We start from the raw sequence: 26229 nt of genomic DNA, 5'->3' as shown, positions 1-26229 counted from the left end.
TTCTACTTTTCGTAAAATAAGTTAAACGCCTTATTTTTACAAAATGAAGGAAGAAGAGGTAATTCTTGTAAATCAAGAGAACGAGCAAATTGGTACCATGCCCAAAATGGAGGCCCATGAAAAAGCCTTACTACATAGGGCTTTCTCGGTTTTTATACTAAATAAAAATGGAGAAATCATGTTGCAGCAACGGGCAGCTTCAAAATACCATTCCCCTTTGTTGTGGACGAATACTTGTTGTAGTCATCAAAGGGTGGGAGAAACCAATATTGAAGCTGGTAAACGGAGACTGCAGGAAGAAATGGGTTTTATGACAGATTTGGAGAATCTTTTTTCATTCATATATAAAGCTCCTTTTGATAATGGACTAACTGAGCATGAGTACGATCATGTTATGATAGGTACCTTTGATGATGAACCTAACATAAATCCTGAAGAGGTACAATCATGGAAATGGATGTCTCCAGAATTGGTAAAACTAGATATTGCCAATAATCCAGAGCGATATACAGTTTGGTTCAAGATAATTTTCGACAAGTTCTATCAACATGTCTTTGAAATACCTGAAAAGAAATGAAAGTTAAGGTCAGTAGAAAGGCTCATTTTAATGCTGCCCATAGGTTGTACAGAAGTGACTGGCCTGAAGCTAAAAATGCCGAAGTATTTGGAAAGTGTAACAACCCTAATTTTCATGGCCATAATTACGAACTCATTGTTAGTGTAACTGGTGAAATTGATAAGGAAACTGGTTTTGTAATGGATATGAAGCTGTTAAAAGATTTGATCAAAGTAGAAGTTGAGGATTATATGGATCATAAGAACCTCAATATTGAAGTGATTGAATTCAAAGAGCTAAATCCAACCGCTGAAAATATTGCGGTTGTTATATGGAAAAAGTTACGCCCTCATATTTTAAAAACAAATGAATTAGAAGTTGTGCTATACGAAACCCCACGCAATTTCGTGACATTTTCTGGTTAGTTTCGAAAAGGTGTTTTGGTCTATTTACCGAACGTTCTTGGTCGTTCACCTTAAGTAATTGAGTTTTTATTACCCCTTAAAATGCTACATGTTTAACAAAGCTTAATTTAGTAGTTTAAATTTGTCAAAATGAAATTATATCCTCTTAAATTTAATCCTATCCTGAAGGAGCGGCTATGGGGCGGCACCAAGTTAAAGGATGTGCTAAATAAATCGATTACCAGCGATATTACCGGTGAGAGTTGGGAGCTATCAACCGTTAAGGGAGATGTCTCTATAGTCGCGAATGGAAAATTATCAGGAACTTCGCTTCAAGAACTGATCGATGACCAAGCAGAAGCACTTCTAGGTAAAAGTGTGGTCGAACGATTTGGTACCGACTTTCCTATACTTATTAAGTTTATCGATGCGAAACAAGATCTTTCCATTCAATTGCATCCAGATGATACGTTGGCCAAAAAACGACATGATTCTTTCGGAAAGACCGAAATGTGGTATATCATGGATGCCGACGCTAACGCCGAGCTTATTGTAGGGTTCAATAAAGATGTATCTAAAGAAGAGTATGCAAAAAGTATGCAAGAAGACTCGCTTTTAGATTTACTGAATTATGAGAAAGTAAAAGAAGGAGATACCTTTTTTATAAATACAGGCAAAATACACGCTATAGGCGCAGGGGTTATGCTTGCAGAAATCCAGCAGACATCTGATGTTACCTACCGCGTGTTTGATTTCAATAGAAAGGACAAAGAAGGAAATCTTCGGGAATTACATACCGAGCTGGCTTTAGATGCCATAGATTATGATAAAAAGGATGATTTTAAAGTAACCTATTCAAAAGATACCAATGCACAGAACACCATGGTTGATTGTCCATACTTTAAAACCAATTTCATTGAGGTAACTGAAAATTTTGAATTGGATACTACCCAACGTGATTCTTTTACCATTTTCATGTGTGTTGGAGGTGAGGCGGTCATAAAAACTGAAGAGGGTGAAGTAACCCTTAAAAAGGGGGAAACGACACTCTTACCTGCAATTACAAATAAAATTCAACTTCAATCTAAAGGAGCTAAATTATTGGAAGTGACTATTTAAATAGTATTTAAGCGTTAGCAAATGAAAAATCGTACTTTTGCAAAAAATATTTAGTAATGGCAAGTATAAAAGATTTAAAGAAAGATATTAATAATGTGCTCGGTGACATTATTGAAGGGGTATATGTGGTTGAGGCCGCTAACGGAAAAAATAATACAAAAGAAGGTGCAGCTATCATCGATGAGGCTATTGAAACTTTTGACGAACTTATTGAAAAGGTCAATAAAAGTAAGGTAGAGAATAAAAAAGCACATTTTAAAGAAGTAAGAAACGAACTTGAAACAAAGGCTACCAAATTGGTAGACGAGCTTAACAAGCTAGCTTAATCCTTTTCTGGAACAAAAATAAAAAAGCATCCTAATTTTTAGGATGCTTTTTTATTTTATAGCTTTTGATAAAGCAAAATATTAATCCCCTTTCAAAAATTCTTTTAATTCCTTGCCATATTTTGAGCTTGCCACTTCCGGTGAAAGTACACTGTAAATAGAATCCAAGTATTTTTTGTTGGCATCAGGTATTTCTTTTAAAGCAATGTATGGTGCTACGTAGGAATTCTTATTGTTAAGTGCGAAATTAATAGCATAGGCGTATCCCCTTTGCATATTTCTATTGCTGATATTTTGAAGTGAGTCAATACCTATTTGATCGAGTTCATTATCGGATCGTGATGCGTTCAGCATAATTTCCATATTTCGTTTATTAATGCTTGACATCGTTTTTCGATATTCCTCCAATTTTTCATTACTCTCCGAACCGGATATTTTTGCGGTCGTATCAAATGTATTCCAATCCGTATTGATGGTAATCGTACCCGGTTCGGCAAAAAAGGTGATACGGTCATTGATGTCGTTATTATCCTTTTTGTCCAAATACAGATAAAACACTTCGGGACTTTCCAATTTAGTTTTTAAAGAGAAGTTGCCGTCACCGTTTATTGCAACTGAGTCAATGGAAACCAAAGTTGAATCTGGAACATGTTGCAAATAGAGCATACCCTTTTTCAAACCTTTTACTTTTCCCGTTACTACTAAGGTTTCTTCGGGATTATCTCCACAGGAACTTAAAAGTAGTATCGCTGCAAAAACAAATATCAATCTTTTCATTGGTTAATTTTAGGGCGCAAATATCCATAAATTTTGATAGATATAGGCAACCCGTTTTTATTTTGTTGGTAAAAAATAGAATTTATAATTGCGAGGCGACCTCCATTAAATAGGCACATAATAAAGCCCCTCCAGTGCCTACTACGTAACCCAAAACAGCCAATAATACGCCTACCGATGTTAGTGACGGATGAAACTCGGCGGCCACAACCGGGGCCGATGCCGCCCCACCCACATTTGCCTGACTTCCTACAGCCAAAAAGAAATAGGGTGCTTTGATCAGTTTTGCCACTAAAATCAAAAGAAGGGCATGAATGGTGATCCAGATAAAACCAACAGCGATCAGTCCGGGATTTTCAAGTACTTTCCCCAAATCCATCTTCATACCAATCGTGGCCACTAAAATATAAATGAACATTCCACCGATCTTACTGGCTCCTGCGCCTTCATAATTTTTTGCTTTGGTAAACGAGAGAGCGATTCCGGCACCGGTGGCAATTACCACCATCCAAAAAAAGCCTGAGCCTAAAAAGGAAAGAAAGCTTTTCTGATCACTAACGGTTTCAAAGTTCGTGGATAGATAATTGCTAATTTGGTCGCCAAAGAAATGTGCTACACCTACCGCAGTAAAGGCTAAAGATAACATGAGCATATAATCTTTAAGCGTAGGTACGCGGGTTATTTTCTCAGTAAACTCGGTCACCTTTATTTTTAGGGTCTCGATTGCAGAGGTATCTGCTTTTAACCATTTGTCTATTTGTTTTGTTTTGCCGACCCCTAATAAAATAATGGCCAACCAAATATTGGCCACAACGATATCTATCAATACCATTCCCCCATATTTTTCGGGATTGTATTGAAATATCTCTAGCATAGCCGCTTGATTGGCACCACCACCGATCCAACTTCCTGCAATAGTGGATAGTCCCCTCCAAATAGCATCGAAATCATTACCGCCCACGGTATCCGGAGAAAATATGGAAACTATAAGTATGGCCAATGGTCCGCCAATAATAATCCCTACACTGCCGGTAAGGAACATAATTATGGCTTTTGACCCTAAATTGGAAATTGCCTTTAAATCAATACTTAGCGTCATTAATACCAATGCTGCAGGGAGGAGATACCTGCTGGCCATGAAATATAAATTCGAAACCTCGTCTGAAACGATACCTGTACTGGCAAGAATGGCCGGTAATAGATAACACATCAATACTGCCGGAACAATGGAATAGAACTTACTCCAAAACCCTGTTTGTAAACTTGACGTATAAAAAATAAATCCTAAACATAGGGCCAACAATCCAAAGACAACAGTATCGTTCGTAATAAAAGGCTGTAAAAAAAGGTGGTACATGAGAAATAGGGTAAGTTGCTTATTTCAAATATAATCAAATTAACCAGTGTTCCTCTATAAACCTGGCAACGCCATCTTTTGTGTTTTCCAATGTAATATAGTCGCAAATTACTTTGACCTCATCCCTAGCATTTGCAACGGCTACTCCACAACCTGCGGCTTCAAGCATTTCAATATCGTTGTAATTATCCCCGAAGGCAATAACATCATTTAATGATTCATGTTTATCGAGTAATAATGCTATAGCTGTAAGTTTTGAAACCGATTTGGGAGCAATTTCAATAAGCGTGTCATTGGAGCGGTATAAATTTAAAGTGTTGCTAAATTTTTCCTGTAATAAAGGCATCAATTTATCTGCGCTTTCTTTTGTGCCCATGAGCATAATTTTATGTGCTCCTACATTTCTTTGTACCCAATTGTTCAAGGTTGTCGAAGTTTCTTGAAAAGTGGGTTGAGACTTGGTGTATTTGATTTCTTTTTGTACCCGCTGAGAGGTTTTTGGAACATACCATTCATCATTGTAGTACAGTCCTAAATCGGTCTGTAAAACAGAACACAAGAAATAGATTTCCCGTAAAAGTGCTGGTTCTATATATACGGATGTCACTATTTCTTTCCCGTTTAATACCAAAGCGCCATTATAACAGATAATCGGTTGATCTTCTATACCTAAACGTTCTTGAATATAACGCATTCCCCGGGGCATTCGAGCGGAAACCAATATAATTCGAGTTGTACCCCTTAATTTTTTAATTTGGGAAATGGTATATGCCGAAACATCACTTTTTGTGGATAGTAATGTTCCGTCTAAATCTGAACAGAGAATTTTATACTTCATTTTAAATATTTAACCAATACGTAAATTTGAGATTGACCGATCTATATTTAGGTTCGAAAGAATTTACAAAGTAATTATCATTATACACTACGAATAGGTCTGACAATGGGGCAAAACGCCACTGTAATCTGGAATTAAAACCGAGATTGTCACGCTGATTACTATACTGCACTAAAGTAGACCAAAATAGGGACTTACTGAATGTGATGTCAATTTTAGGACTTATGAGCCAGATATCAGCACTTGAATAGGGTTTAGGCAAGGATATCTGGTCATAATTCATGGCCAAGGAAAGAAATACCTTCGGTTGAAATCTAAGGTTCAGTTCACCTTGAACTCCAAATCGGTCACCATTAAAGAAGCGTCCGATAGACGGTTGAACGGAATAGGCAAACCTTTTTCTAGAATCAGATTTGTACTCCAAGGAGACGCTATTGTAACTATAACCTCTTTCACTCGGTAGTGGAATTGCATCTTCCAAATTCGTAGGGTCGAATTCTTCAAAAAGGTAGGTGTAGGTATTCGTAAATTGAAAATTAATTTCTGATTGATCTGTGAATTTTGATTCCCAAGAGCCGTTTAATTCATAATCCGTATTAAGAAAATCATTGTCGGGACTCCAAGTCAATATGGGAAAAAATTTAAAGCTGTGGGTCTGTAATGCACTGTTTTCAGGCCAAAAAACCCGTTCCATAAGTGTTACTGATTTAACGATATCGGTTCTTCGTATAAAACCAAGGTCGGACCTAAAATCTTGACCAACATAGGCCATATCTTCAAAAAAGTTCCAATGTCTTGAATTATACTGCAAAAATGCACCAGAAGAGTAGTTTTTGTTACCAGAATTATATGTAAAAGATTTATGTAAATAGAATTTCCCGTTCCAAACATTATTGTCCGAAATAAGATTGTAATCGATACCGGCCACTCTATTGTAACTATCTTCAGGTTCTTGGAATTCATATTCCTTAAACGTCTGCCTGTTGATAAAGAACATGCCAATATTAGATCTTCCAAAAACCTTTTGTTGTAAAGCCAACATCGTATTATTGTTCGTGGCAATATTATTTGCTAGGTCTTCGGCGGTTTGTAGGCTTAAGAAGCCTAACCTAAGCCTTTTAGTGACCTTACCACTTAAACGCACTCCTCCCACGATTTTGTTCTCAATCGTATTGTCTGCAGTATCTTTAGCAATACCAATTCTTCGGGAAAAAAAGGGATTGGCATCTCTTCTACCTCCGAAATTCCCAAATAGATCACTATTATCAATGAAGAATTGTCTTTTTTCGGGAAGGGAAACCTCGAAACGGGTTAAGTTGGTCACTTGGTCATCAACTTCGACCTGAGAAAAATCTGGATTTATCGTAATATCCAAATTCATACTATTGCCAATCGCTACTTTAGCATCGCCTCCAACTTCTAAATCGGTATTAGGTTCGTCAAGCTCAAAATCCTTTTGGTTACCAATGTTCACATAGGGAATTAATGCTAGGGGAGTCCTATATTTACCTAATGGTTTTTCAAAAATCATGTCTCCCATGAACGTAAGTCCGTATATATTTTGATTTTGTGGAATATTCATCCATGTACTGTTTTCATTCGATTGGGTATCAAATCGATAACTGTTAAACCGCCATTTGGTCTCTCCTTCCTTAAATTTGAAAGCGGTTAATGGAATAACCATTTCTGAAGTATAGTAATCATCATAAATTTTAGAATCTCCCCGCCATTTTACATCCCATGAAATGGTAAAACCACTTAAGTCAAGCCCTCCCCCTGAAACAAGGCCTTCACGTCTTACCCCATAAGGGTTAATGCCAAAAAGAAACGCATTATTACCATCGTTGAAGGTGTCAAAGAGAAGGGTTATGTTGTCGCTATTGCCCGCCCTAAAATCTCGTTTGAGGGATTGTATGGAGTAATCTTTGCCTGCTGTATAAATGGTTATTCCAATATAAAGGTTGGTTTCATCATATAGCATTCGTATTTCGGTTTTTTTCTCAGCGTGAATGGAATCTAATGGAAAATATTGCCAAAAATCGCGGGCCATATCCGCTGTATGCCAAATAGGTTCATCAAGAATTCCATCAGGAACAATGGTGGCATCAACGTGTTTTACGACAAATGAATTATGGGTATTTTGTGCATTTAGAAAAAAGGAAAATAGGAAAAGCACGAATGTGCTTTGGTATTTGGTCATGGTGGTGGTTGGTTGGTTGACCAAATTTAAGTTTTTGTCACGAAACTTATCACGTGAATTATTCCGTTTTTTTTGGTTTGGGCTCCCTTTTAGCCTCTTTTAAGCTTTTCATGAGCATCCACTCGATTTGACCATTGGTGCTACGAAACTCATCTGCCGCCCATTTTTCAATGGCTTGCAGCATTTCTTCGTTTACCCGTAATGCAAATGGTTTTTTCTTGCTCATTTAAAAATCAAAAGTTATAATCAGGAATCCTTAAAACAGGGTTCAACAATATGATAATCAATGGTTCAATGTTCCGGTGTTGACAATGGGAGCCACATCTTTATCGGAACAAAGTACCACCATCAGGTTGCTGACCATGGCAGATTTACGTTCGTCATCCAAAGCTACCAAATCTTTTCTACTCAATTCTTCCAAGGCCATTTCTACCATGCTTACGGCACCCTCAACAATCTTGTGCCTAGCAGCCACAATTGCGGTAGCTTGCTGTCTTTTTAGCATGGCGTTCGCTATTTCTTGAGCGTAGGCTAAATATCCTATTCGCGCTTCAAGTACTTCTATTCCTGCCATGGAAAGTCGTTCTTGAACTTCTTGTTCTAACGCTTCACTAACTTCGTTAACGCTCGAGCGTAAGGTGATATCCTCGTCTAGACCTTCATCCGCAAAATTATCATAAGGATACATACTGGCCAATTTACGTACGGCTGCATCGGTCTGTACACGTACAAAATTTTGATAATCATCTACATCAAAAGCTGCCTTGTAGGTATTGGTAACCCGCCAGACCAATATGGTACTGATCATTATCGGGTTTCCCAATTTATCGTTTACCTTTAATCGCTCACTATCAAAATTACTGGCCCGTAATGAAATTCTTTTTTTCGTGTATAACGGATTGACCCAAAAAAGGCCGTTCTCCTTGATGGTACCAACATATTTTCCAAATAAAAGCAATACCCTTGAGCTATTAGGATTGACCAGAACAAAACCTGCCAACATAATCAATGCGGCAAATATCATAAAGGCACCAATATAAATTCTAAGAAGGGCAATTCCCCCAAATAACAAGGCTAAAGCAACAAAAAGCATAACATAGCCATTTTGTGCACTGTGGTTTTTTTCTACTTTCATAGTTTTTGATATTAAAATGATATCATAAATATATCAAATTAATTTTAAAAAAAAGTAAATATCTTTTGGTGGAAAAACGAAAAGGGGATTATCCATCGAATTTTTTGGTCTTTTTCTTATTCGGGTTCTTAAAGAGACGTTTAAAGAATCCGTCCCTTTTTACGGGGTCACAATCCAAGGCTTCCCGAACGGCTGATGAGGGTTTGGGAAATGATGCTTTCGTGAGCGGATCAAACTCCTTATCCTTGTTCAATTGCTGCATCCATAGGCCAAATAGGGGAAGAGCGGCATTGGCGCCTTGTCCTAGACTGGTAGAGCTAAAACCAATTTCATGTTGATCTAAGCCTACCCAAGTAATATGAACCAAACTTGGCATAAGGGCGACAAACCAAGCATCTTTATTATTTTGGGTGGTTCCGGTTTTACCTGCCAAATCATTTTCGAGTCCGTAGGTACTGCGTAATCTTGATGCAGTTCCAGAGTTCACTGTAGATTTCATCATTTCGATCATCGTCTGACCGGTTTCATTTGAAAATGCCGGTCGTTCACTTAACTCTGATTTAAACTCCGCCAAAACGGAATCTTTTTGATCGGTGATTTTTTTAATTAAAATGGGTTTTATATGCTTGCCATTGTTTACATAACTGGTATAGGCTTGCGCCAAATCTAAAATTTTAATTTCCCCCGTACCTAAAGCGATGGAAGGTTCATTAGGAAGTTTTTCGGGTATTCCCATCGCTTTCGCCATTTCTAGCACATTGCCTGTACCCGCTTTTTCCAAAACTTTTACGGCAACGGTGTTAACGGAGTTACTAAGTCCTTCTTCCATTGAATAATTTAGGTAAGCCTCATCTTTATCGCCAGAGTTACCGGGCGACCATCCTTTTAAGTTTTCGTATTCTACTTCTTGGGCCGAGAAGTAGGTACATGGTGTAATACCTTGATCTAAAGCGGTAGTATACACGATTGGTTTAAAAGTTGAGCCCACTTGACGCTTACTTTGTGAAATATGGTCGTATTTATAATGTTCAAAATTAACGCCACCGATCCACACGAGAATATCTCCATTGGTGGGATCGACTGCCAAAGAACCTGTATTTAAGAATTTAGTATAGTGCTGAATACTATCCATGGTACTTGCCATACGTTTTTCTTCACCTTTCCAAGTACTAAAAGTGCGTTCTATTTTATCGTTGGATAAACTATCTATGATTTGCTCATGCGACAGACCCCTTTTTTGAAATTTCTTATAAGATCCAGTTCTTCTGGCAATTTTTTCAAGTAATTTTTCATCCTTGATCCATGGTGCATTTTTACCGTAACTTTTTTCAAAATCCCCTTGTAATTTTGTCATGTGATCAACCATGGCGTTTTCTGCCAATTGTTGCATTTTAAAATTTAAGGAAGTGTATATTTTTAGACCGGAAGTATAAACGTTGTAATCCGTTCCGTTCTCATTTTGATCTTTTATCCAACGTAACATTTCTTTTCTTACCTCTTCCCTAAAATAAGGTGCGATACCGGCATTATAATCGAAATCCCTATAATCCAAGTTTAATTCTTCCTTGCTCAGTTCATTTTTTTCTTCTTCAGATAAAAATCCGTTGGCGTTCATGGCGCTGATTACTAAATTTCTTCTGTTAAGACTTCTTTCTGGAAATAACCTAGGATTATACCCGTAAGTAGCTTTTAACATACCCACTAAAGTGGCGGCTTGAGTAATACTTAAGTTTTCAGTACGGGAATTATAAAATTTTAAGGAAGCACTTTCTATTCCGAAGGTATTATCACCAAATGATACTGTATTAAGGTAATTCGTCAATACTTCATCTTTGGTAAAAACACTTTCGAGCCGCTTAGCGATAATCATTTCCTTTATCTTATCGACCACAAGATTCGTTTTTTTTCGCTCTTTTCTTGGATATAGGTTTTTGGCCAATTGTTGGGTAATGGTACTTCCGCCACCTGAAGCGTCATCACCCATGAGTATGGTTTTAAGACCTACACGCATAAGACTTTTAAAATCAATGCCAGAATGCTCATAAAACCGTTCGTCTTCTATGGAAATCAAAGCTTGTTTTAAATGCTCGGGAAACTCTTCATATAAAATGGGTTGACGATCATACAAATAATATTTGCCAATTAAAACACTATCGGCCGTAAATACTTCGGATGCAATTTGATATTGAAAATTGGAAAGTTCTTTTTTGGATGGAATTTTGCCCCAAACTCCCACTTGAACACTTCCTATAAAAAGAAGAAATAATGCGCATATGCCAAGAATACCAAATCCGATAATCTTAAGAATTTTCGATTTATGTTGTAACAGATAAGATAGCTTTTTGTTCATAGCCGCAAGTTCTAACATAAATTTAACCTTACCGAAGTTTTAACAATACCTTAAAATTTGAAATCCTATTTTTGGAGCAAAATTTTGATGATGAAGAATATTCTTGTTTTGTTGTTTTTGGTATCGAACTTAGCTTTTGCAAATGATATAGTTTGGTCTAAAACCGGACATAGGGTGGTGGGAGAAGTAGCCGAGCAATATCTCAGCAGAAAAGCAAAGCGCGCAATTGAAAATTTGTTGGATGGAAAAAGCTTAGCGGCAGTCGCAAATTTTGGGGATGAAATAAAGGCTGACCGTGCCTATAGCAAATTTAGTGCCTGGCATTATGTGAATATTCCTTTTGGCAAGACGTATGCAGAAATCGAGCCCAATGCATCTGGTGATCTCATACAGGGAGTCAATAAGTGCTTATCTATTATTAAAGATGAACACAGTAGTAGGTCAGATAAGGTATTTTATTTGAAATTATTGATACATCTTATTGGTGACCTGCATCAACCCATGCACGTTGGTAGACTAGAGGATAAAGGAGGAAACGATATACAGTTACAATGGTTCGGTGAAGGAACCAATTTGCATAGGCTTTGGGATTCTAATATGATCAATGATAACGGAATGAGTTTTACGGAATTGGCATCTGAGGTTCCTGACCTATCCAAACAACAAGTGAACTATCTGCAAAGCGGAACTTTATTGGATTGGGTCGAAGAATCACATCTACTGGCAAATAAGATATATGATTCTGTTGAAGTTGGTGAGAAACTCGGTTATAGATATAGTTATGATTGGTGGGATACCGTTGACAGTCAGCTACAAAAAGGCGGAATACGACTGGCAAAGGTTCTTAACGAAGTCTTTCAATAAGATTTTTGTCAGGTTATCTTTTTGATATTTTATTGCCCGTAATTTGTTTTTGACGGGTACATTTAAAACGGTCGATTCCAACCGTTCTAAGTTTGGCATGTTTGGTGGCCCTGCCCTGAACTCTTTTACGCCACATTCTAAAACTACTTGGTTTCATTTCTCGGCGCATTATTTCAATGGTTTCCTGTTCAGAGATTCCGAATTGAAAAGTAATGGCATCAAATGGGGTTCTATCTTCCCAAGCCATTTCTATTATACGATCTAATTCCCGTTCTGTAAATTCTTTTTCCATAGCACTATAAATATACGTATACCTTATAATATATACATAAATGTAAAATACCACTTTAAGTATTATTTAATAATCCTGAATGTTAGATTGATACGTTCGCCTATCTCTTTAGCGGTTTTGGCCAATTGGTGTTTCCAGAAGTGCTGGGTCTCACCGCTCATGAGCAAAAGACTGCCATGTTGTAAAAGTAGTTTATGTTTAAGATTGGGTATAGAATTATGTTTCAAATGAAAATAACGTTCGGCTCCTAAACTTACCGAAGCTATTACAGGATTATCTCCCAACTCCCTTTCGTTGTCGGCATGCCAACCATTGCTGTCTTTTCCGTTTCGATATCTATTTAAAAGACATGTAGTGAATTCCACTTTTGCTATTTCTTCCACTAGATTTTTTATTTCTAGTAGCTCTTTAGTGAAAACTATTGGTTGCATCGTAATATACGAATAGGAATAAGGTTTACCATTGTCCGCATACAACGCAGTAAGTCGTGGTTGCGGATGGGTTTTTCCGAAAAGGGTAATATAATCCTGTTGCCACGGTGTTCTCTCGAGTAACGCTTTAAAGTAGGCATTGGCCTCTGGAACAGCAATAAAGTTCGGATAGTATATTATCTCCGAATCTTGAAGTGCCAATCGTCTTCCTCGATTAAAAAGGTCGGGCATTAAACCAATACCGTTTTTAATTCATTTCTATATTCTGATGGATTTTGTCCCGTAAAGGCCTTAAACGATTTATTGAAATGCGAAAAGTTATTGAATCCACATTCAAAGCAAACTTCGGTAATGCTCATCGGTTTCTCTGCCAACAATTTAGATGCATGTACCAATCGATACTCGTTTACGAACTGAACAAAGGTTTTATTGGTGATTTTTTTGAAGTATCTACAGAACGAGGGTATGGTCATACTCACCATAGCCGATATTTCTTCAAGGGTAATTTCTTCCCTGAAATTATTCTTTACATGATTGAAGACAATATTGATTCGGTCATTATCCTTAACATCGGTAGCGAAAGAAAATCCTTTTGCGTTGAGCATACGCATATCTTCCGAATTGCCCAGTTCATTTAATATATTAAGAATGGATAACAGGCGTTGGAAATCGGTCTGATATTCCAATACTTCCATTTTGTCACCTATTTTACGTTTTGTCTTTCCAGAAAAAGCAATTCCTCCACTGGCAACATTAAATAGACTTTCAATTTTCTTCATTTCAGGAATCTTAAAGAAATCTGTCCCAAGAAAATCGGTTTTCATTTGTATGACCGTTTCACTGGTATTTCCGGTAAGGGCATCGGTAAAACCGCAGTGAGGTAGATTACTTCCTATAAGTATAAGGTCGCCATTAGTGTAATACGATACATGACTGCCTATCTGACGCTTACCCGCGCCACCATTTACGTAGACTAATTCCAATTCGGGATGAAAATGCCAAACGTTATTTTTATTTATCCTGTTCTCGTCAAATTTTTGATAAGTAAAGGAATGTCCAAAATCAGGCTCAATGGATTCGAAAGTAGGTTTCTGTTTTACCATGCTAATTTATGTTTGCTAGTATAAAATTAATTAACCTTTACTAGGCTATTCTTTGCAAATTTAACCAAAATCTATGTAATATTAACATGTTGTCTAAAAATGGTACTTACATTGGTTAAAATAGAACATAAACTGGAAAATAATGATGTAGTGAGCGTTGAATAACGAGTGTATGTTTGTAGTGTAAATTATAGTTAACCCTTAAAAATAATTTATTATGAAAAACATTGTAAAATTCGCCACAGTTATTGCCTTCATGTTCGCTACAGTAGTTGGCATGGCAAGAGAGCCCAAAGTTAACGTATTGACCGCAGGTAAAGCCCAAAGTGTGGTTTTGACCATGGATGCGTCCGCTAAAGGCGTACAGGTAAAGTTAATGGATGCAGACCTTAATATTATATATTCTGAAAAAATGTCTGAAGGACGTTTTAGCAAAAAATTGAACCTTAAAGATTTGGCAGATGGTAAATATTATTTATCAGCTGATGATAACCTTAAAAACTATTCTTATACTATCGTTCTTGAAAACAAGAAAGTAAAAATTGTTGAAGCGGACGAAGATGTTAAGCCTTTCTTTAGAAAGACCAAGAATATGGTTCTTATGAACTATTTAAACTTGGACAAGTCAAAATTGTCAATTAAAATATACGATGCAGAAAGTAGAACTGTGTTCGCTCAAGAAGTATCAGATGAAATGATTGTAGAAAAAGCATTCAATTTTACAGATGCTTTTGCTGGTACTTACACAGTAGTTGTTAAGTCGGCCGGTAAAACATACACAGAAGAGTTTGTTGTTAATTAAGTTGATTTAAGTTGATTTCATTAAAAGGGGACGGGAGCGTCCCCTTTTTTCATTTTAAATTTTTAAATACGAATACGCCCAGAACATAAGTACAAATTGAACGGGCAATCTTAATACCAGGACCCACTTCGACAAACCCGCTCCTGCCTTTTCACTTGATAACATGTAAAAATGAACAAGAAGAAAAACCGCTAGCATCATTATAATACCATAAATGGATATGTTTTTAGTGGAGCTGAAAAATAGACCGATTCCTAAAATGATTTCAATAAAACCGCTTAATAGAACCAGTGGTTTATGAAAGGGAAGGTATCTTGGCATAATTCTCAAATACATCTTTGGTTTTATAAAATGCATAGAACCAGCAAAAATATAAATTACTGCCATTAGATAAAGATGCCAGGGATAGTTCATAAATATTAAAAGTTAGTTTATCTGAAGACCTTTTCTAGGTACTCTTAATTAATATTTGGCGTCTATATCATTAATCCATTCCAATATTTTATCCTCCAAAATGGATATTGGAACACAGCCGGTTTCAAGGATTTTTTCATGGAATAATTTTATATCAAAATCGTTTCCCAACTTAGCCTCGGCTTTTGCGCGTAATTCAAGAATCTTAAGTTGGCCTATCTTATACGATAATGCCTGCCCTGGGTTGGCCATATAACGTTCGATTTCTGACGTAATGCTGGCTTCAGATTCCGCTTCGTTATCCAAGGAATATTGAATGGCCTGTTCCCGTGTCCAACCTTTTGAATGTAAACCAGTATCTACAACCAATCGAATGGCCCTATGTATTTCTGCCCCAAGCATACCAAAATATTGATACGGGTCTTCGTAAAGTCCTAATTCTTTTCCTAATGATTCCGTATACAGGGCCCACCCTTCACCATAGGCACTATACCACAAGGTTTTTCTAAATTGTGGAAGATTTTCATTTTCTTGGGTCAGCGATATTTGGAAATGATGTCCGGGAATAGCTTCATGCAAGAATAAATCTTGATCGGAGTAAATATTGTATGAAGTAACATCTGGAATGGGTACGTAAAAAATGCCTGGTCTGGTACCATCTAAAGATCCAGGATTGTATTCGGCACTGGCAGATGCCTCTCTAAAAGATTCCGTCCGTCTAACTTCAAAAGGGGTTTTCGGTTGATTGCTAAAAAGGCGGCCTAGTTGCGGCATCATCTTTTTATGGATTTTATTGAAATGATCAATAACTTGTTGAGGTTCGGTAAAGGGCATGAGCTCTTTTTTGGTGCGTACCTCATTAAAAAAAGCCTTTAAATCACCCTTAAAACCAACTTCATTTTTAACCTTTTCCATTTCAGTACGTATTCTCGCCACCTCTTTCAACCCTATTTCGTGGATTTCGTTCGCCGACATCGTCGTTGTAGTATACAATTTTATTTGATGGGCATAATAAGCGTCACCATTAGGTATTCCCTGTATGCCACTAGTTTCACGACCAGCATTTAAATATTCATCGGCCATAAAATCATAGAGTTCCTTATAGGCGGGTATGATCGAATTGGTAATCAAAGAGGTATAATTTGCGGTTATGCGCATCTTCTCATCTTGCGAAAAATCACTAGGTAGTTTTTGAATAGGGCTGTAGAAAAGATTTGAATTCACATCGGTATTGGCTACGCTTGCCAATTGGGGCAATACTTTTCTAATCAAAGATTTTGGGAGTACATTTTTCACTTCTATGCCCTCTTCCATTTTTACTTTGGCCGATTTTAACCAAACTACATAATCTTCCAATCGGTCTGCCCAGTTGTCATAATCTTCTACGGTTTTAAAAGGTTGGGAACTACTGGCCCCTGCTAACTGGCCGATCATAAGGTTCATGGACCACATTTGGTCTATAGGAGTATAATTTTCAAAAGATAGACCCTCTAAGTTTATTTCGCATTCCCACTTTAAGATAGCATTTGACATATGCTCGCTTTGCGAAAGTTTGGCAGTTTCAAACTTTTTTGATTTTGCCAAATAATTGGTGTAATAATTTTTTAGTTTTTCTCTATAGGCATCCGATAGAAAGTTTGGCAAGGTATCATTGTAGCGGTCATCACCCTGTGAAGTAGCTGTTAAGGGATTCAATTTCAAACCATCCTCGTAATAACTCATTAATAATGAATTAAATCCGATATTGATTATGGTTGGATTCGCTATCATTTTATTCGGTTCATCTGTTTGTGCTTTGCTCCCAAACCCTGAAATTAGGGCACATAATAGTACTATCTTTTTCATTAAGATTTTTTGTTTGTAATTAGGATAAGTGCTTTTTGAACCTGTCTTTTTTATATTGTGGAACAGATTCATTGGCCATAAAAAGTTGAAGAAGTTCTTTTGACTTTTCTTTAGCGTACAAAAGTGTATAAAATTGCTGAACTGTTAACGGATTTTCGGATTTTTCGACTATTACGACGTTATCTCCTGCTTTTACATGGTCTTCTTCAAGAATTTTGACATAAGTGCCCGGATGATTATGAGCGATAAATTCCTTTAGTATTTTTTGATTGCCAAAGCGTATTCCCAATTTATAACAAGGTTCGCGAGGTTGTGAGACTTGAACCAGAGCATTTCCGATTTTATAGATATCGCCCACCCGTATTTCTGATTCATCTAAACCTGAAATGGTCAAGTTTTCACCGAACATTCCCCAGTGCCATTCTAGTTGGGGATATACTTTTTTCCAGTAATCATAGTAATCCGAGGAAAACAGATAGCAAGCCTTATTAATTCCGGCGTGGTGAACCCGGTCTATAACCGTATCATCCTTTACTTCAATTTTCCCCAGAAAAAGTCCTTCATCTTTGGGGTATTTAAAGATACCGGTTTGTTCTTTTTTCCCGTTCCATTCAAAAGTTACGGGTTCACCAATATTCGTAGAAATCACCTTCATAATTTAAATATACTAAAGATTGTTGCAATTATTTATTCTCGAGACGAACAAATAAATAATTAGGACACTACAAGTATTTTTTTACTTTTACGGATAATGGCACTTTTTACTTTCATTCTTTTTACAGCTTTTGTGGCTTTTTATGCGACTTGGAAACTGCGTCGCGATAAGCTAGATACACAAGATGGTTATTTTCTAGGAGGAAGATCCCTAACCGGAATTATAATCGCCGGATCCCTTTTATTGACCAATATTTCTACGGAACATCTTGTGGGTATGAACGGCTCTGCCTATAAAAATGGAGCTATAATTATCGCATGGGAAGTTACTTCGGCACTGGCTTTGGTTATAGGAGCACTATATTTCGCACCCAAATATTTAAAAATGGGATTGACCACAATTCCCGAATATTTAGAGAAACGTTTTGATGGATTGACCCGAACCTTGGTCGCCTTGTTATTGATTATTTCTTTTGTGGCTACATTATTACCTATCGTTCTTTATACGGGGGCGCTTAACATTGAGGCAATTTTTGAAATCTCTGAATTACTAGAGGTAAGTCAAGAACAAGGAATTTTCATAACGATATTAATAGTAGGGACATTGGGAGCGATTTATGCCATATTCGGCGGACTAAAAATGGTCGCTTATACGGATACTATCAATGGTTTCGGACTTTTAGTAGCTGGTTTGTTGGTGCCGATCTTAGCATTATTAAGTATTGGCGAGGGTAATGTTTTGGAAGGTCTGCAACTTGTTTTTGAAAATAGTCCAGATAAATTCAATGTCATAAGTAATGAATCTGGGGTGGGCGAAGGGTCTAGATCCGCAATATTGCCTTTTGAGGTTTTGTTTACAGGATTAATGGTCAACCAAATTTATTTCTGGACCATGCATCAATCCATTATTCAGCGTGTACTTGGGGCCGTTAATTTAAAGGAAGCGCAGAAAGGGTTGTTGTTTACGGGCCTGTTAAAGATTCTGGTGCCATTGATTATAGTGCTTCCCGGTCTTATCGCATTCTATTATTTTGGAGAAACCTATTACGGTGAACAAGATAGTATATATCCATTATTGGTAAAAAAAGTCATGCCGATTTGGTTGACCGGTTTTTTCGTTGCCGTAATGATGGGAGCTATATTAAGCACTTTTAATAGTGCTTTGAACAGTGCGGCCACCGTTTTTAGTTTGGGTATTTTTAAGCGATATATCAACAAGAACATAAGTGAGATCGGCTTGGTGAGGATCGGTAAGGTGACCTCGGCGATTCTTGCGGTTTTTGCTGTTTCAATAGCTCCTTTTGTAGCTAACGCTCCCAAGGGACTATATCAGTTGTTACAAGAATTGAACGGAATCTTTTTTATTCCGATAGCGAGTGTCATTATTGCCGGGTTTATATTTCCGCGGGTAACGGCCACAGGGGCTAAAATAGGATTGTTGTTCGGCCTATTGTTCTATGTCACCATGAATTTTGTATTTGAGGTCAATCTTCATTTTGTACATATTTGGGGAATAGAATTTGTACTCAATATAGCCATCATGCATTTGGTTTCCATCTTCTTTTCAAAGGAGGATAAATATATTATGGCCGATTCTGGAAAATTGGATCTGAAACCTTGGAAATACGCTAAAGCCTTTAGTGTATTTTTAATCGTGTTTACGGTAATTTTGTATCTTGTATTAGGAAATGTATGATAATTTAGGTCGATTTCTATTAATATAGTAATTTTAGGATTATGGAAGAAAAAATATTTAGAGACTATGATGCTCCTGATGTATCAGTGGCAGTAAAGGAGCATTACCGTAAAATGAGGAAAAATCAAACGGTAGATTATGTACAGCGAATGCACAAAAAGTACTTAACGTTTGATAAACCTATGGATCTTTGGGATGCTATGCGAGAATTGAACAGCCTTATAGATGTTAGCGATCCAGACCTAGATTTACCCAACATACAACACCTCATTCAAAGTGCAGAAGCAATACGGGCAGATGGCAGACCTGATTGGATGCAATTGACCGGCCTCATCCATGATTTGGGAAAGGTAATGTTTCTATGGGGGTGCGATGAAGATGGTACCAGCCAAGCTGAACAATGGGGAATGGTAGGAGATGTTTTTGTAGTGGGATGTAAATTACCAGATTCCTGTGTCTATCCAGAATTCAACACGTTAAACCCCGACATGCACAATGAAAAATATAATACCACAACAGGTATTTATGAAAGAGGCTGTGGTATAGATCAAGTGGATCTGGCTTGGGGTCATGATGAATATTTGTATCAGGTCTTGAACAATCATAAACAAAATATGTTACCTGCAGAAGCAATGGTGATGATTAGATACCATTCATTCTATCCTTGGCATACGGGCGGAAGTTACCAAGAACTGTTAAGTGAAAAAGACAACAGATATTTAGAGATAATTCGTGATTTTAACAAGTATGACTTGTATACGAAAAGCCAAAAAATATATGATTTGGAAGATGTACTAGATTATTACCAGCCCATTGCTGAGAAATATTTAGGCAAGGAGCCCATCAATTGGTAGTGTAGGTGAATTTTCGAAATAAAAAAACCGCATCGCTAGCGATGCGGTTTTTTTATGAATTATTTTGATAAAATTTTATTTCACCATTTCGTAACTACGTTTTATGAACTCGGTCAGTTCTTTACCTTTTAGCAAACCTTTAGAAAGTTTTGCCAAATCAAGTGATTGATTAATCAATCGCTCTTTTTTCTTCGCAGTTTTAGTGTTCAAAATTTCAGCTACCAGTTCATGATTTGTATTAACGACAAGGTTATACATTTCAGGCATCGATCCCATGCCGAACATACCACCGCCGCCGGTTTTTTGCATTTCTTTCATTCTACGCATAAACTCGGGCTCCGTAATGGTAAACGGAGATGCATCACTGTCCATAGCTTCCAATTGTACGGTATAACTACTTTTCTCACCTACCACTTTTTCCAGTTCCGTTTTTAAGGTTTCCTTTTCTTCATCGGATAATTTGGAAATTTGGGTATCCTCTTTTTGGATCAATTTGTCAATATGGTCAGCATCTACACGTGCAAAGGATATTTTTTCTTTGGAACTTTCCAACTTCTGAATTAAATGGCCGATGATGGGAGAGTCCAACAACAAAACTTCATAGCCCTTGGCTTTGGCAGTTTCAATATAACTGTGCTGTGCTTCTTTGTCGGAGGCGTAAAGAATTACCAATTTGTCATCTTTATCCGTTTGCGCAACTTTTACTTTTTCCTGGAGTTCATCAAATGTGTAGTAAGCGCCATCTACCGTTGGATATAATGCGAACTTATCGGCCTTTTCAAAGAATTTATCTTCTGAAAGCATGCCGTATTCAATGACGATTTTAATATCGTTCCATTTAGCCTCAAAATCTTCACGGCTATTTTTAAATAGAGAACTTAACTTATCCGCCACTTTTCGGGTGATGTACGAAGATATTTTCTTCACGGCACCATCGGCCTGTAAGTAGGAGCGTGAAACGTTCAACGGAATATCAGGAGAGTCGATAACCCCACGTAGCATGGTCAAGAATTCAGGAACAATGCCTTCAACATTATCGGTGACGAAAACCTGATTTTGATACAACTGAATTTTATCCTTCTGTATATTTAAATCATTGGTCAACTTAGGGAAATATAGAATACCGGTTAGGTTAAAAGGATAATCTACGTTCAAGTGAATATGAAACAGAGGTTCCTCGAATTGCATGGGGTAAAGTTCTCTGTAGAAACTTTTATAATCGTCATCTTTTAAATCTGCTGGTTGTTTTGTCCAAGCCGGGTTCGGATTGTTGATGATATTGTCTACTTCTTTGGTAGGAGCCTTATCCTCTTCTTTTGCGCCTTCAGGTTTCGGTAGGGTTTCTGTTTTGGTTCCAAACTTAATTGGAATGGGCATGAACTTATTGTATTTGCTCAATAAGCCACTGATTTTATTTTTCTCTAAAAACTCGGTTGAATCTTCGGCAATATGAAGAATGATTTCAGTACCACGTTCTTCTTTCTTGGCCTCCTCCATGATGAATTCTGGAGAACCGTCGCATGACCAATGAACTGCAGGCTCATCTTTGTAACTTTTGGTGATGATTTCAACCTTTTCTGCCACCATAAAGGCAGAATAAAACCCTAGTCCAAAGTGACCGATAATTCCTGAATCCTTGGCCGAATCTTCATATTTGTTCAAGAACTCCTCTGCACCCGAAAAGGCCACCTCATTGATGTACTTTTTTACTTCCTCTTCGGTCATACCAATTCCTTGGTCAATGATGTGTAGCTTTTTACCTTCCTTGTCAATCTTCACTTCAATGATAGGATTCCCATAGTCTACCTTAGCTTCGCCAATGGTTGTCAAATGCTTCAATTTCAAAGTTGCATCTGTCGCATTGGAAATTAGTTCTCTTAGAAATATTTCATGATCACTATACAAGAATTTCTTGATCAATGGAAAAATGTTGTCTACCGACACATTAATTTTACCTGTTGCCATATTATATTATTTTTTAAAACCACTTTTTTCAAATGGCCGTTTCTATAATTAGTTCTGAACTGCTAAGAGGCAAAAAAAATACCACACTGACTTATTATGACAAACTGACAGTTATACATCGAACAAAGTTTAACATATATTTTTGTTTATTAATTATTATAAAAAGTTAAACATAATGTATATTTGTGTTGTGATTGGGAAAAAATGCTATGAAAAATATTTTTGACTATAAATCACACTTTGATTATTTATTGGTTAGGTTGTTTTGAAAACGTGCTTTCTTTAAGATAGCACGTTTTTGCTAAATAAAAGCTAATATTCCATAAACATTTTTCAAGATGCCAAAGGCGTTGTAACTTTAATTAAAACAAGAAACTATGGCTACCAAAGCGAAAAAAATCACAAAGGACTCTATTGTGTCAATGTACATGGATTATGTTTTGGAAAATGAACAACTTCCTAAGACAGTCTATAAATTCTGCAAAATCAATGCCTTAGAAGAGTCTGATTTTTATCTTCATTTTGGGTCTATTAGCGCTATTCAAAAAGGTATTTGGAATTCTTTTTTTACAAATACCTTAACGGTAATGAAAAAGAACAAAGAATATGAAGATTTTGCGAACCGTGATAAAATGCTAACCTTCTTTTATACTTTTTTTGAAGTATTGACCTTGAATCGAAGCTATGTCCTCTTCGTTATGGAGCACTCCAATAATCCACTAAAGAATATGGAACAGTTAAAAGGGCTCAGGAAACATATTAAGGATTTTGCCAAAGATTTGATTGTGGCAGGTAATGAGAATAAAAATCTAAAGATTACAAAACAAAACCCTCAGTTGTTTTCGGAAGGTGCTTGGTTGCAGTTTATGTTTTTATTGAACTTTTGGAAATCTGATGATTCCGCAGCTTTTGAAAAAACAGATGTTGCCATTGAAAAGTCGGTAAATACAATTTTTGATTTGTTCGATAATACCCCTTTAGAAAATATAATTGATTTTGGAAAATTCCTTTACAAGGAAACTTTTGCCTAATATCTAAATAATCTACTTGAAAACACTTGATAAAATACCAACAGGAAAAATAGAACGTGCAAGTAAATTGGTACGTACCGGTGCAAAAATCGGAGGCAATTACGCAAAATATTTCGGCAAGAAACTTATTAATTCTGAAACTACTAAAGATGAATTGAATGAGGATAATGCTTCTGATATCTACGATGGACTAAAATCCTTGAAAGGGAGCGCGTTGAAAGTTGCCCAAATGCTGAGCATGGAGAAGAACTTGCTTCCCAACGCTTATGTTGAAAAATTTTCGTTATCTCAATTTTCCGTTCCGCCTTTGTCCGCTCCTTTGGTCAGAAAGACCTTTAAAAAATACTTGGATAAATATCCCGAAGAGGTTTTTGACACCTTTGATAAAGATTCTATTAATGCCGCAAGTATTGGTCAAGTGCATAAAGCCACTAAGAATGGTAAGCAACTTGCCGTAAAAATTCAATACCCTGGGGTATCACAAAGTATCAGTAGTGATTTGGCTTTGGTAAGACCGATCGCCATACGCATGTTCAACCTTCAAGGAAAAGATTCCGATAAATATTTTAAGGAAGTAGAGGATAAGTTAATCGAGGAGACCGACTATGTGTTGGAAGTTTCCCGTAGTAAAGAAATTACCGAAGCTTGTAAAGTCATTACCCATATGAAATTTCCAACGTATTACGCTGAATTATCAAGTGAGCGTATTATCACGATGGACTGGATGACCGGTAAGCATTTAAGTGAATTTGCAAAAACCGATTTTTCTCAAGAAACAGGAAACAAGTTAGGTCAGGCTTTGTGGGATTTCTATATGTTCCAGATTCATGGTTTACGAAAAGTACATGCAGATCCGCATCCGGGTAATTTCTTGGTAAACGATAAGGAGGAGTTGATTGCCATAGATTTTGGTTGTATCAAAGAGGTGCCCGATTCTTTCTACATACCTTATTTTGAATTGGCCAAACCAGAAAATATTTCAGACGACAATGTTTTTACGAAAAAGTTATATGAATTGGAAATTTTGGTTTCTACTGATACGCCAGATGAGGTGATATTTTTTAAATCTCTTTTTCATGAACTTTTAAGTCTTTTCACATCTCCATTTCACAAAGAGGAATTTGATTTTGGCGATGAAGTTTTCTGGGGTAAGATTGCCGATTTAAGTGAGCATTATGCATCTGACAAGCAAATACGAAAAATGAACGGCAACAGGGGTTCAAAGCATTTTTTATATATGAACCGCACTTTTTTCGGTCTTTATAATTTACTTCATGACCTTAAGGCCAATATACGAGTGAATAGCTACGCACAATATTTAAGTTGATTTTACGAATTACCTAAATAGTAGCAACCGATTTTACATTTTCAATAACGATTATTATTTCTTGTTTATATTGCACTACTAATTTGTCCTGAAATCCGTCAGGTTTAAAACACTATTATGTATAATTCTAAAATAATTGGTCTTGGTCATTATGTACCTGATAATGTTGTGACAAATGAAGATTTGTCTAAAGTAATGGATACGAATGATGCTTGGATTCAAGAACGTACCGGTATTAAGGAAAGAAGGCATGTTGTGCCTGGTGATGGAGACACCACTACTACCATGGGCGTAAAGGCGGCTAAAATTGCCATTGAACGCGCTGGGATAGATAAGGATGATATTGACTTTATTGTTTTTGCGACGTTAAGTCCCGATTATTATTTTCCTGGTCCTGGGGTTTTGGTACAACGAGATTTGGGAATAAAAACGGTGGGTGCTTTAGATGTACGTAATCAATGTTCGGGTTTTGTGTATGCAATTTCAGTGGCGGACCAATATATAAAAACCGGCATGTACAAAAATGTATTGGTTATTGGTTCTGAACTGCATTCCCACGGTTTGGATATGACAACGAGGGGTAGAAGTGTTTCCGTTATTTTCGGAGACGGTGCAGGGGCGGCAATATTAACTAGGGAAGAAGATACCGCAAAAGGGATTCTTTCAACCCACTTGCATTCTGAAGGGCAACATGCCGAAGAACTTTCATTAATAGCACCCGGTATGGGCAAAAGATGGGTGACCGATATTATTTCGGATAATGACCCACAAGATGAATCCTACTTCCCCTATATGAACGGGCAATTTGTATTCAAAAATGCCGTAGTTCGTTTTAGTGAGGTGATTATGGAAGGATTACATAAAAATAACTTGAACGCAACGGATATCGATTTGTTAGTGCCGCATCAAGCCAACTTGAGGATATCGCAATTCATTCAGAAGAAATTTCAATTGACTGATGATCAAGTGTTCAATAATATCATGAGCTATGGTAATACGACGGCCGCATCAATTCCTATAGCCTTGACCGAGGCTTGGGAGGCGGGAAAAGTCAAAGATGGCAATCTTGTTGTCTTAGCTGCATTTGGTAGTGGTTTCACCTGGGGAAGCGTAATTATCAGATGGTAAAATAAGAATCCCATAACTTTGGTCATGGGATTCTATATACTGTTACCCTTAAAAGGAGAAACCAACCAATCTCCAGTATTGGATAACCTTATACAATTTAATAGACGACTTTTTTTGAAGATTGTTACGTATTAGGGTTTTATAAACGCTTTGCGTATTTTTAAAGTAAGTACGGATTCAACTTATAAAATAAATAAAATTGAAGCCCGGACATTCCAAAATAAATTGGAAGCCGGGCTTCTAAAGTTGATAGGCTATACTAAACACTAACCATTAACTATAAACATATAGCGTTACCAACAATATTAATTTGTATAATCTGCAGTAATAACTGTACTAAGAGACAAAATATTACACAATTAGTTAAATTTCTATCAACATTTAACATCTTTAATTTTTATGAAAAAGACATTAGTTATCGGAGCTTCCTTAAAACCAAATCGTTATAGTAATTTAGCTATAAACCGACTTGTAGCGGCGGGTGTGGAAACCAATGCTTTTGGCTTAATAGAAGGGGAAGTCTCTGGGGTCAAAATCAGTAAAAATTTGCATGAATTTAAGGATATTCACACCATCACATTATACCTTAATCCTAATCGACAAAAAGAATATTATGAGGATATTATAAAAATCTCACCTAAAAGGGTGATTTTCAATCCCGGTACTGAAAATCCAGAGTTCTATTCAATGCTTCAATCCAATGGAATAGAAATTGATGTGGCCTGTACCCTGGTTCTTTTGAGTACGGGTCAGTATTGATT

General features: G+C 36.8%; 26 protein-coding genes. 12 read left to right on the top strand and 14 right to left on the bottom strand.

The window, feature by feature from the left end:
* Nucleotides 1–43: 43 nt before the first annotated feature.
* The 4 genes from idi (at nt 44) to ACNR9Q_RS16095 (ending at nt 2405) form a co-directional block, all read left to right on the top strand.
* A complete protein-coding gene (idi, locus tag ACNR9Q_RS16110; protein WP_419212251.1) occupies nt 44–577 on the top strand; it encodes an isopentenyl-diphosphate Delta-isomerase in 534 nt (177 codons plus the stop codon).
* Complete coding sequence (locus ACNR9Q_RS16105) at nt 574–981, top strand: 6-pyruvoyl trahydropterin synthase family protein (protein WP_419212250.1); 408 nt, start codon at nt 574–576, stop codon at nt 979–981. The genes idi and ACNR9Q_RS16105 overlap by 4 nt, the downstream gene beginning before the upstream one ends.
* Nucleotides 982–1110: 129 nt before the next feature.
* Nucleotides 1111–2079 (top strand): type I phosphomannose isomerase catalytic subunit, encoded by a 969-nt coding sequence (locus ACNR9Q_RS16100; RefSeq protein WP_419212249.1) that lies wholly within the window; start codon nt 1111–1113, stop codon nt 2077–2079.
* A 56-nt stretch (nt 2080–2135) separates the two neighbouring features.
* On the top strand, nt 2136–2405 hold the full coding sequence (locus tag ACNR9Q_RS16095; protein ID WP_419212248.1) for a hypothetical protein: 270 nt from the start codon (nt 2136–2138) through the stop codon (nt 2403–2405).
* Between the two features lie 81 nt (nt 2406–2486).
* Here the strand turns inward: ACNR9Q_RS16095 and ACNR9Q_RS16090 are convergent, their stop codons facing one another.
* From ACNR9Q_RS16090 to ACNR9Q_RS16060, 7 genes are all read right to left on the bottom strand, one after another.
* Nucleotides 2487–3182: a DUF4369 domain-containing protein gene (locus tag ACNR9Q_RS16090; RefSeq protein ID WP_419212247.1), complete on the bottom strand. Its 696-nt coding sequence runs from the start codon at nt 3180–3182 to the stop codon at nt 2487–2489.
* An 82-nt stretch (nt 3183–3264) separates the two neighbouring features.
* The gene (locus ACNR9Q_RS16085; protein ID WP_419212246.1) at nt 3265–4539 is read right to left on the bottom strand and encodes a DUF819 domain-containing protein; all 1275 of its coding nucleotides are present in this window, start codon (nt 4537–4539) and stop codon (nt 3265–3267) included.
* Between the two features lie 34 nt (nt 4540–4573).
* Nucleotides 4574–5377: a Cof-type HAD-IIB family hydrolase gene (locus tag ACNR9Q_RS16080; protein ID WP_419212245.1), complete on the bottom strand. Its 804-nt coding sequence runs from the start codon at nt 5375–5377 to the stop codon at nt 4574–4576.
* 1 nt (nt 5378) lies between these two features.
* Nucleotides 5379–7577, bottom strand: coding sequence for a DUF5916 domain-containing protein (locus tag ACNR9Q_RS16075; RefSeq protein WP_419214293.1), 2199 nt, complete (start codon nt 7575–7577; stop codon nt 5379–5381).
* Between the two features lie 58 nt (nt 7578–7635).
* The gene (locus tag ACNR9Q_RS16070) at nt 7636–7803 is read right to left on the bottom strand and encodes an Arc family DNA-binding protein (RefSeq protein WP_419212244.1); all 168 of its coding nucleotides are present in this window, start codon (nt 7801–7803) and stop codon (nt 7636–7638) included.
* 57 nt (nt 7804–7860) lie between these two features.
* Nucleotides 7861–8712: an SPFH domain-containing protein gene (locus ACNR9Q_RS16065; protein ID WP_419212243.1), complete on the bottom strand. Its 852-nt coding sequence runs from the start codon at nt 8710–8712 to the stop codon at nt 7861–7863.
* An 88-nt stretch (nt 8713–8800) separates the two neighbouring features.
* The gene (locus ACNR9Q_RS16060) at nt 8801–11062 is read right to left on the bottom strand and encodes a transglycosylase domain-containing protein (protein WP_419212242.1); all 2262 of its coding nucleotides are present in this window, start codon (nt 11060–11062) and stop codon (nt 8801–8803) included.
* A gap of 90 nt (nt 11063–11152) precedes the next feature.
* On the opposite strand from ACNR9Q_RS16060, the gene ACNR9Q_RS16055 reads away from it, so the two are divergent.
* Nucleotides 11153–11926 carry a S1/P1 nuclease gene (locus ACNR9Q_RS16055; protein ID WP_419212241.1) on the top strand — a complete coding sequence of 258 codons (774 nt, stop codon included), beginning with the start codon at nt 11153–11155 and terminating at the stop codon, nt 11924–11926.
* A gap of 13 nt (nt 11927–11939) precedes the next feature.
* On the opposite strand, the gene ACNR9Q_RS16050 is transcribed toward ACNR9Q_RS16055, so the two are convergent.
* The 3 genes from ACNR9Q_RS16050 to ACNR9Q_RS16040 form a co-directional block, all read right to left on the bottom strand.
* A complete protein-coding gene (locus tag ACNR9Q_RS16050) occupies nt 11940–12218 on the bottom strand; it encodes a TIGR03643 family protein (RefSeq protein WP_419212240.1) in 279 nt (92 codons plus the stop codon).
* Nucleotides 12219–12280: 62 nt separating this feature from the next.
* Nucleotides 12281–12880 (bottom strand): alpha-ketoglutarate-dependent dioxygenase AlkB family protein, encoded by a 600-nt coding sequence (locus ACNR9Q_RS16045; RefSeq protein WP_419212239.1) that lies wholly within the window; start codon nt 12878–12880, stop codon nt 12281–12283.
* Entirely contained in the window at nt 12880–13752 is an 873-nt protein-coding gene (locus tag ACNR9Q_RS16040) for an AraC family transcriptional regulator (protein WP_419212238.1), read from the bottom strand. Before ACNR9Q_RS16040 ends, ACNR9Q_RS16045 begins: the two co-directional genes overlap by 1 nt.
* Before the next feature lie 217 nt (nt 13753–13969).
* Between ACNR9Q_RS16040 and ACNR9Q_RS16035 the strand changes: the two genes are divergently transcribed.
* Nucleotides 13970–14554, top strand: coding sequence for a hypothetical protein (locus tag ACNR9Q_RS16035; RefSeq protein ID WP_419212237.1), 585 nt, complete (start codon nt 13970–13972; stop codon nt 14552–14554).
* A 54-nt stretch (nt 14555–14608) separates the two neighbouring features.
* On the opposite strand, the gene ACNR9Q_RS16030 is transcribed toward ACNR9Q_RS16035, so the two are convergent.
* From ACNR9Q_RS16030 to ACNR9Q_RS16020, 3 genes are read right to left on the bottom strand one after another with little or no spacing between them, the layout of a single operon-like run.
* On the bottom strand, nt 14609–14968 hold the full coding sequence (locus tag ACNR9Q_RS16030) for a hypothetical protein (RefSeq protein ID WP_419212236.1): 360 nt from the start codon (nt 14966–14968) through the stop codon (nt 14609–14611).
* 48 nt (nt 14969–15016) lie between these two features.
* On the bottom strand, nt 15017–16813 hold the full coding sequence (locus ACNR9Q_RS16025) for a DUF885 domain-containing protein (RefSeq protein WP_419212235.1): 1797 nt from the start codon (nt 16811–16813) through the stop codon (nt 15017–15019).
* 19 nt (nt 16814–16832) lie between these two features.
* A complete protein-coding gene (locus ACNR9Q_RS16020; RefSeq protein ID WP_419212234.1) occupies nt 16833–17468 on the bottom strand; it encodes an MOSC domain-containing protein in 636 nt (211 codons plus the stop codon).
* A gap of 96 nt (nt 17469–17564) precedes the next feature.
* On the opposite strand from ACNR9Q_RS16020, the gene ACNR9Q_RS16015 reads away from it, so the two are divergent.
* Both ACNR9Q_RS16015 and ACNR9Q_RS16010 read left to right on the top strand, forming a co-directional pair.
* Entirely contained in the window at nt 17565–19163 is a 1599-nt protein-coding gene (locus ACNR9Q_RS16015; protein WP_419212233.1) for a solute:sodium symporter family transporter, read from the top strand.
* Between the two features lie 41 nt (nt 19164–19204).
* The gene (locus ACNR9Q_RS16010) at nt 19205–20017 is read left to right on the top strand and encodes an inositol oxygenase family protein (protein WP_419212232.1); all 813 of its coding nucleotides are present in this window, start codon (nt 19205–19207) and stop codon (nt 20015–20017) included.
* A 75-nt stretch (nt 20018–20092) separates the two neighbouring features.
* Here ACNR9Q_RS16010 and htpG read toward each other — a convergent pair whose 3' ends face one another.
* Nucleotides 20093–21982, bottom strand: a complete 1890-nt coding sequence (htpG, locus tag ACNR9Q_RS16005; RefSeq protein ID WP_419212231.1) for a molecular chaperone HtpG — start codon at nt 21980–21982, stop codon at nt 20093–20095.
* Nucleotides 21983–22359: 377 nt separating this feature from the next.
* Between htpG and ACNR9Q_RS16000 the strand changes: the two genes are divergently transcribed.
* The 4 genes from ACNR9Q_RS16000 to ACNR9Q_RS15985 all read left to right on the top strand — a co-directional run bounded on the left by ACNR9Q_RS16000 (nt 22360) and on the right by ACNR9Q_RS15985 (nt 26227).
* Complete coding sequence (locus ACNR9Q_RS16000; RefSeq protein WP_419212230.1) at nt 22360–23013, top strand: TetR family transcriptional regulator C-terminal domain-containing protein; 654 nt, start codon at nt 22360–22362, stop codon at nt 23011–23013.
* Between the two features lie 16 nt (nt 23014–23029).
* Nucleotides 23030–24340 carry an ABC1 kinase family protein gene (locus ACNR9Q_RS15995; RefSeq protein ID WP_419212229.1) on the top strand — a complete coding sequence of 437 codons (1311 nt, stop codon included), beginning with the start codon at nt 23030–23032 and terminating at the stop codon, nt 24338–24340.
* Between the two features lie 117 nt (nt 24341–24457).
* Nucleotides 24458–25468 carry a 3-oxoacyl-ACP synthase III family protein gene (locus tag ACNR9Q_RS15990; protein WP_419212228.1) on the top strand — a complete coding sequence of 337 codons (1011 nt, stop codon included), beginning with the start codon at nt 24458–24460 and terminating at the stop codon, nt 25466–25468.
* A gap of 399 nt (nt 25469–25867) precedes the next feature.
* Nucleotides 25868–26227 (top strand): CoA-binding protein, encoded by a 360-nt coding sequence (locus tag ACNR9Q_RS15985; RefSeq protein WP_419212227.1) that lies wholly within the window; start codon nt 25868–25870, stop codon nt 26225–26227.
* Nucleotides 26228–26229: the final 2 nt, after the last annotated feature.

Source organism: Maribacter sp. X9 (genome assembly GCF_048537565.1).
Taxonomy (GTDB): Bacteria; Bacteroidota; Bacteroidia; order Flavobacteriales; family Flavobacteriaceae; genus Maribacter.
Note: the sequence above shows the minus strand (reverse complement) of the source record. Positions and strands in the feature narration are given on the sequence as shown.

Excerpts from the sequence above, each read along its gene's own strand:
- idi (WP_419212251.1), top strand. The coding sequence starts at position 44 with ATGAAGGAAGAAGAGGTAATTCTTGTAAATCAAGAGAACGAGCAAATT.
- ACNR9Q_RS16105 (WP_419212250.1), top strand. The coding sequence starts at position 574 with ATGAAAGTTAAGGTCAGTAGAAAGGCTCATTTTAATGCTGCCCATAGG.
- ACNR9Q_RS16100 (WP_419212249.1), top strand. The coding sequence starts at position 1,111 with ATGAAATTATATCCTCTTAAATTTAATCCTATCCTGAAGGAGCGGCTA.
- ACNR9Q_RS16095 (WP_419212248.1), top strand. The coding sequence starts at position 2,136 with ATGGCAAGTATAAAAGATTTAAAGAAAGATATTAATAATGTGCTCGGT.
- ACNR9Q_RS16090 (WP_419212247.1), bottom strand. The coding sequence starts at position 3,182 with ATGAAAAGATTGATATTTGTTTTTGCAGCGATACTACTTTTAAGTTCC.
- ACNR9Q_RS16085 (WP_419212246.1), bottom strand. The coding sequence starts at position 4,539 with ATGTACCACCTTTTTTTACAGCCTTTTATTACGAACGATACTGTTGTC.
- ACNR9Q_RS16080 (WP_419212245.1), bottom strand. The coding sequence starts at position 5,377 with ATGAAGTATAAAATTCTCTGTTCAGATTTAGACGGAACATTACTATCC.
- ACNR9Q_RS16075 (WP_419214293.1), bottom strand. The coding sequence starts at position 7,577 with ATGACCAAATACCAAAGCACATTCGTGCTTTTCCTATTTTCCTTTTTT.
- ACNR9Q_RS16070 (WP_419212244.1), bottom strand. The coding sequence starts at position 7,803 with ATGAGCAAGAAAAAACCATTTGCATTACGGGTAAACGAAGAAATGCTG.
- ACNR9Q_RS16065 (WP_419212243.1), bottom strand. The coding sequence starts at position 8,712 with ATGAAAGTAGAAAAAAACCACAGTGCACAAAATGGCTATGTTATGCTT.
- ACNR9Q_RS16060 (WP_419212242.1), bottom strand. The coding sequence starts at position 11,062 with ATGAACAAAAAGCTATCTTATCTGTTACAACATAAATCGAAAATTCTT.
- ACNR9Q_RS16055 (WP_419212241.1), top strand. The coding sequence starts at position 11,153 with ATGAAGAATATTCTTGTTTTGTTGTTTTTGGTATCGAACTTAGCTTTT.
- ACNR9Q_RS16050 (WP_419212240.1), bottom strand. The coding sequence starts at position 12,218 with ATGGAAAAAGAATTTACAGAACGGGAATTAGATCGTATAATAGAAATG.
- ACNR9Q_RS16045 (WP_419212239.1), bottom strand. The coding sequence starts at position 12,880 with ATGCCCGACCTTTTTAATCGAGGAAGACGATTGGCACTTCAAGATTCG.
- ACNR9Q_RS16040 (WP_419212238.1), bottom strand. The coding sequence starts at position 13,752 with ATGGTAAAACAGAAACCTACTTTCGAATCCATTGAGCCTGATTTTGGA.
- ACNR9Q_RS16035 (WP_419212237.1), top strand. The coding sequence starts at position 13,970 with ATGAAAAACATTGTAAAATTCGCCACAGTTATTGCCTTCATGTTCGCT.
- ACNR9Q_RS16030 (WP_419212236.1), bottom strand. The coding sequence starts at position 14,968 with ATGAACTATCCCTGGCATCTTTATCTAATGGCAGTAATTTATATTTTT.
- ACNR9Q_RS16025 (WP_419212235.1), bottom strand. The coding sequence starts at position 16,813 with ATGAAAAAGATAGTACTATTATGTGCCCTAATTTCAGGGTTTGGGAGC.
- ACNR9Q_RS16020 (WP_419212234.1), bottom strand. The coding sequence starts at position 17,468 with ATGAAGGTGATTTCTACGAATATTGGTGAACCCGTAACTTTTGAATGG.
- ACNR9Q_RS16015 (WP_419212233.1), top strand. The coding sequence starts at position 17,565 with ATGGCACTTTTTACTTTCATTCTTTTTACAGCTTTTGTGGCTTTTTAT.
- ACNR9Q_RS16010 (WP_419212232.1), top strand. The coding sequence starts at position 19,205 with ATGGAAGAAAAAATATTTAGAGACTATGATGCTCCTGATGTATCAGTG.
- htpG (WP_419212231.1), bottom strand. The coding sequence starts at position 21,982 with ATGGCAACAGGTAAAATTAATGTGTCGGTAGACAACATTTTTCCATTG.
- ACNR9Q_RS16000 (WP_419212230.1), top strand. The coding sequence starts at position 22,360 with ATGGCTACCAAAGCGAAAAAAATCACAAAGGACTCTATTGTGTCAATG.
- ACNR9Q_RS15990 (WP_419212228.1), top strand. The coding sequence starts at position 24,458 with ATGTATAATTCTAAAATAATTGGTCTTGGTCATTATGTACCTGATAAT.
- ACNR9Q_RS15985 (WP_419212227.1), top strand. The coding sequence starts at position 25,868 with ATGAAAAAGACATTAGTTATCGGAGCTTCCTTAAAACCAAATCGTTAT.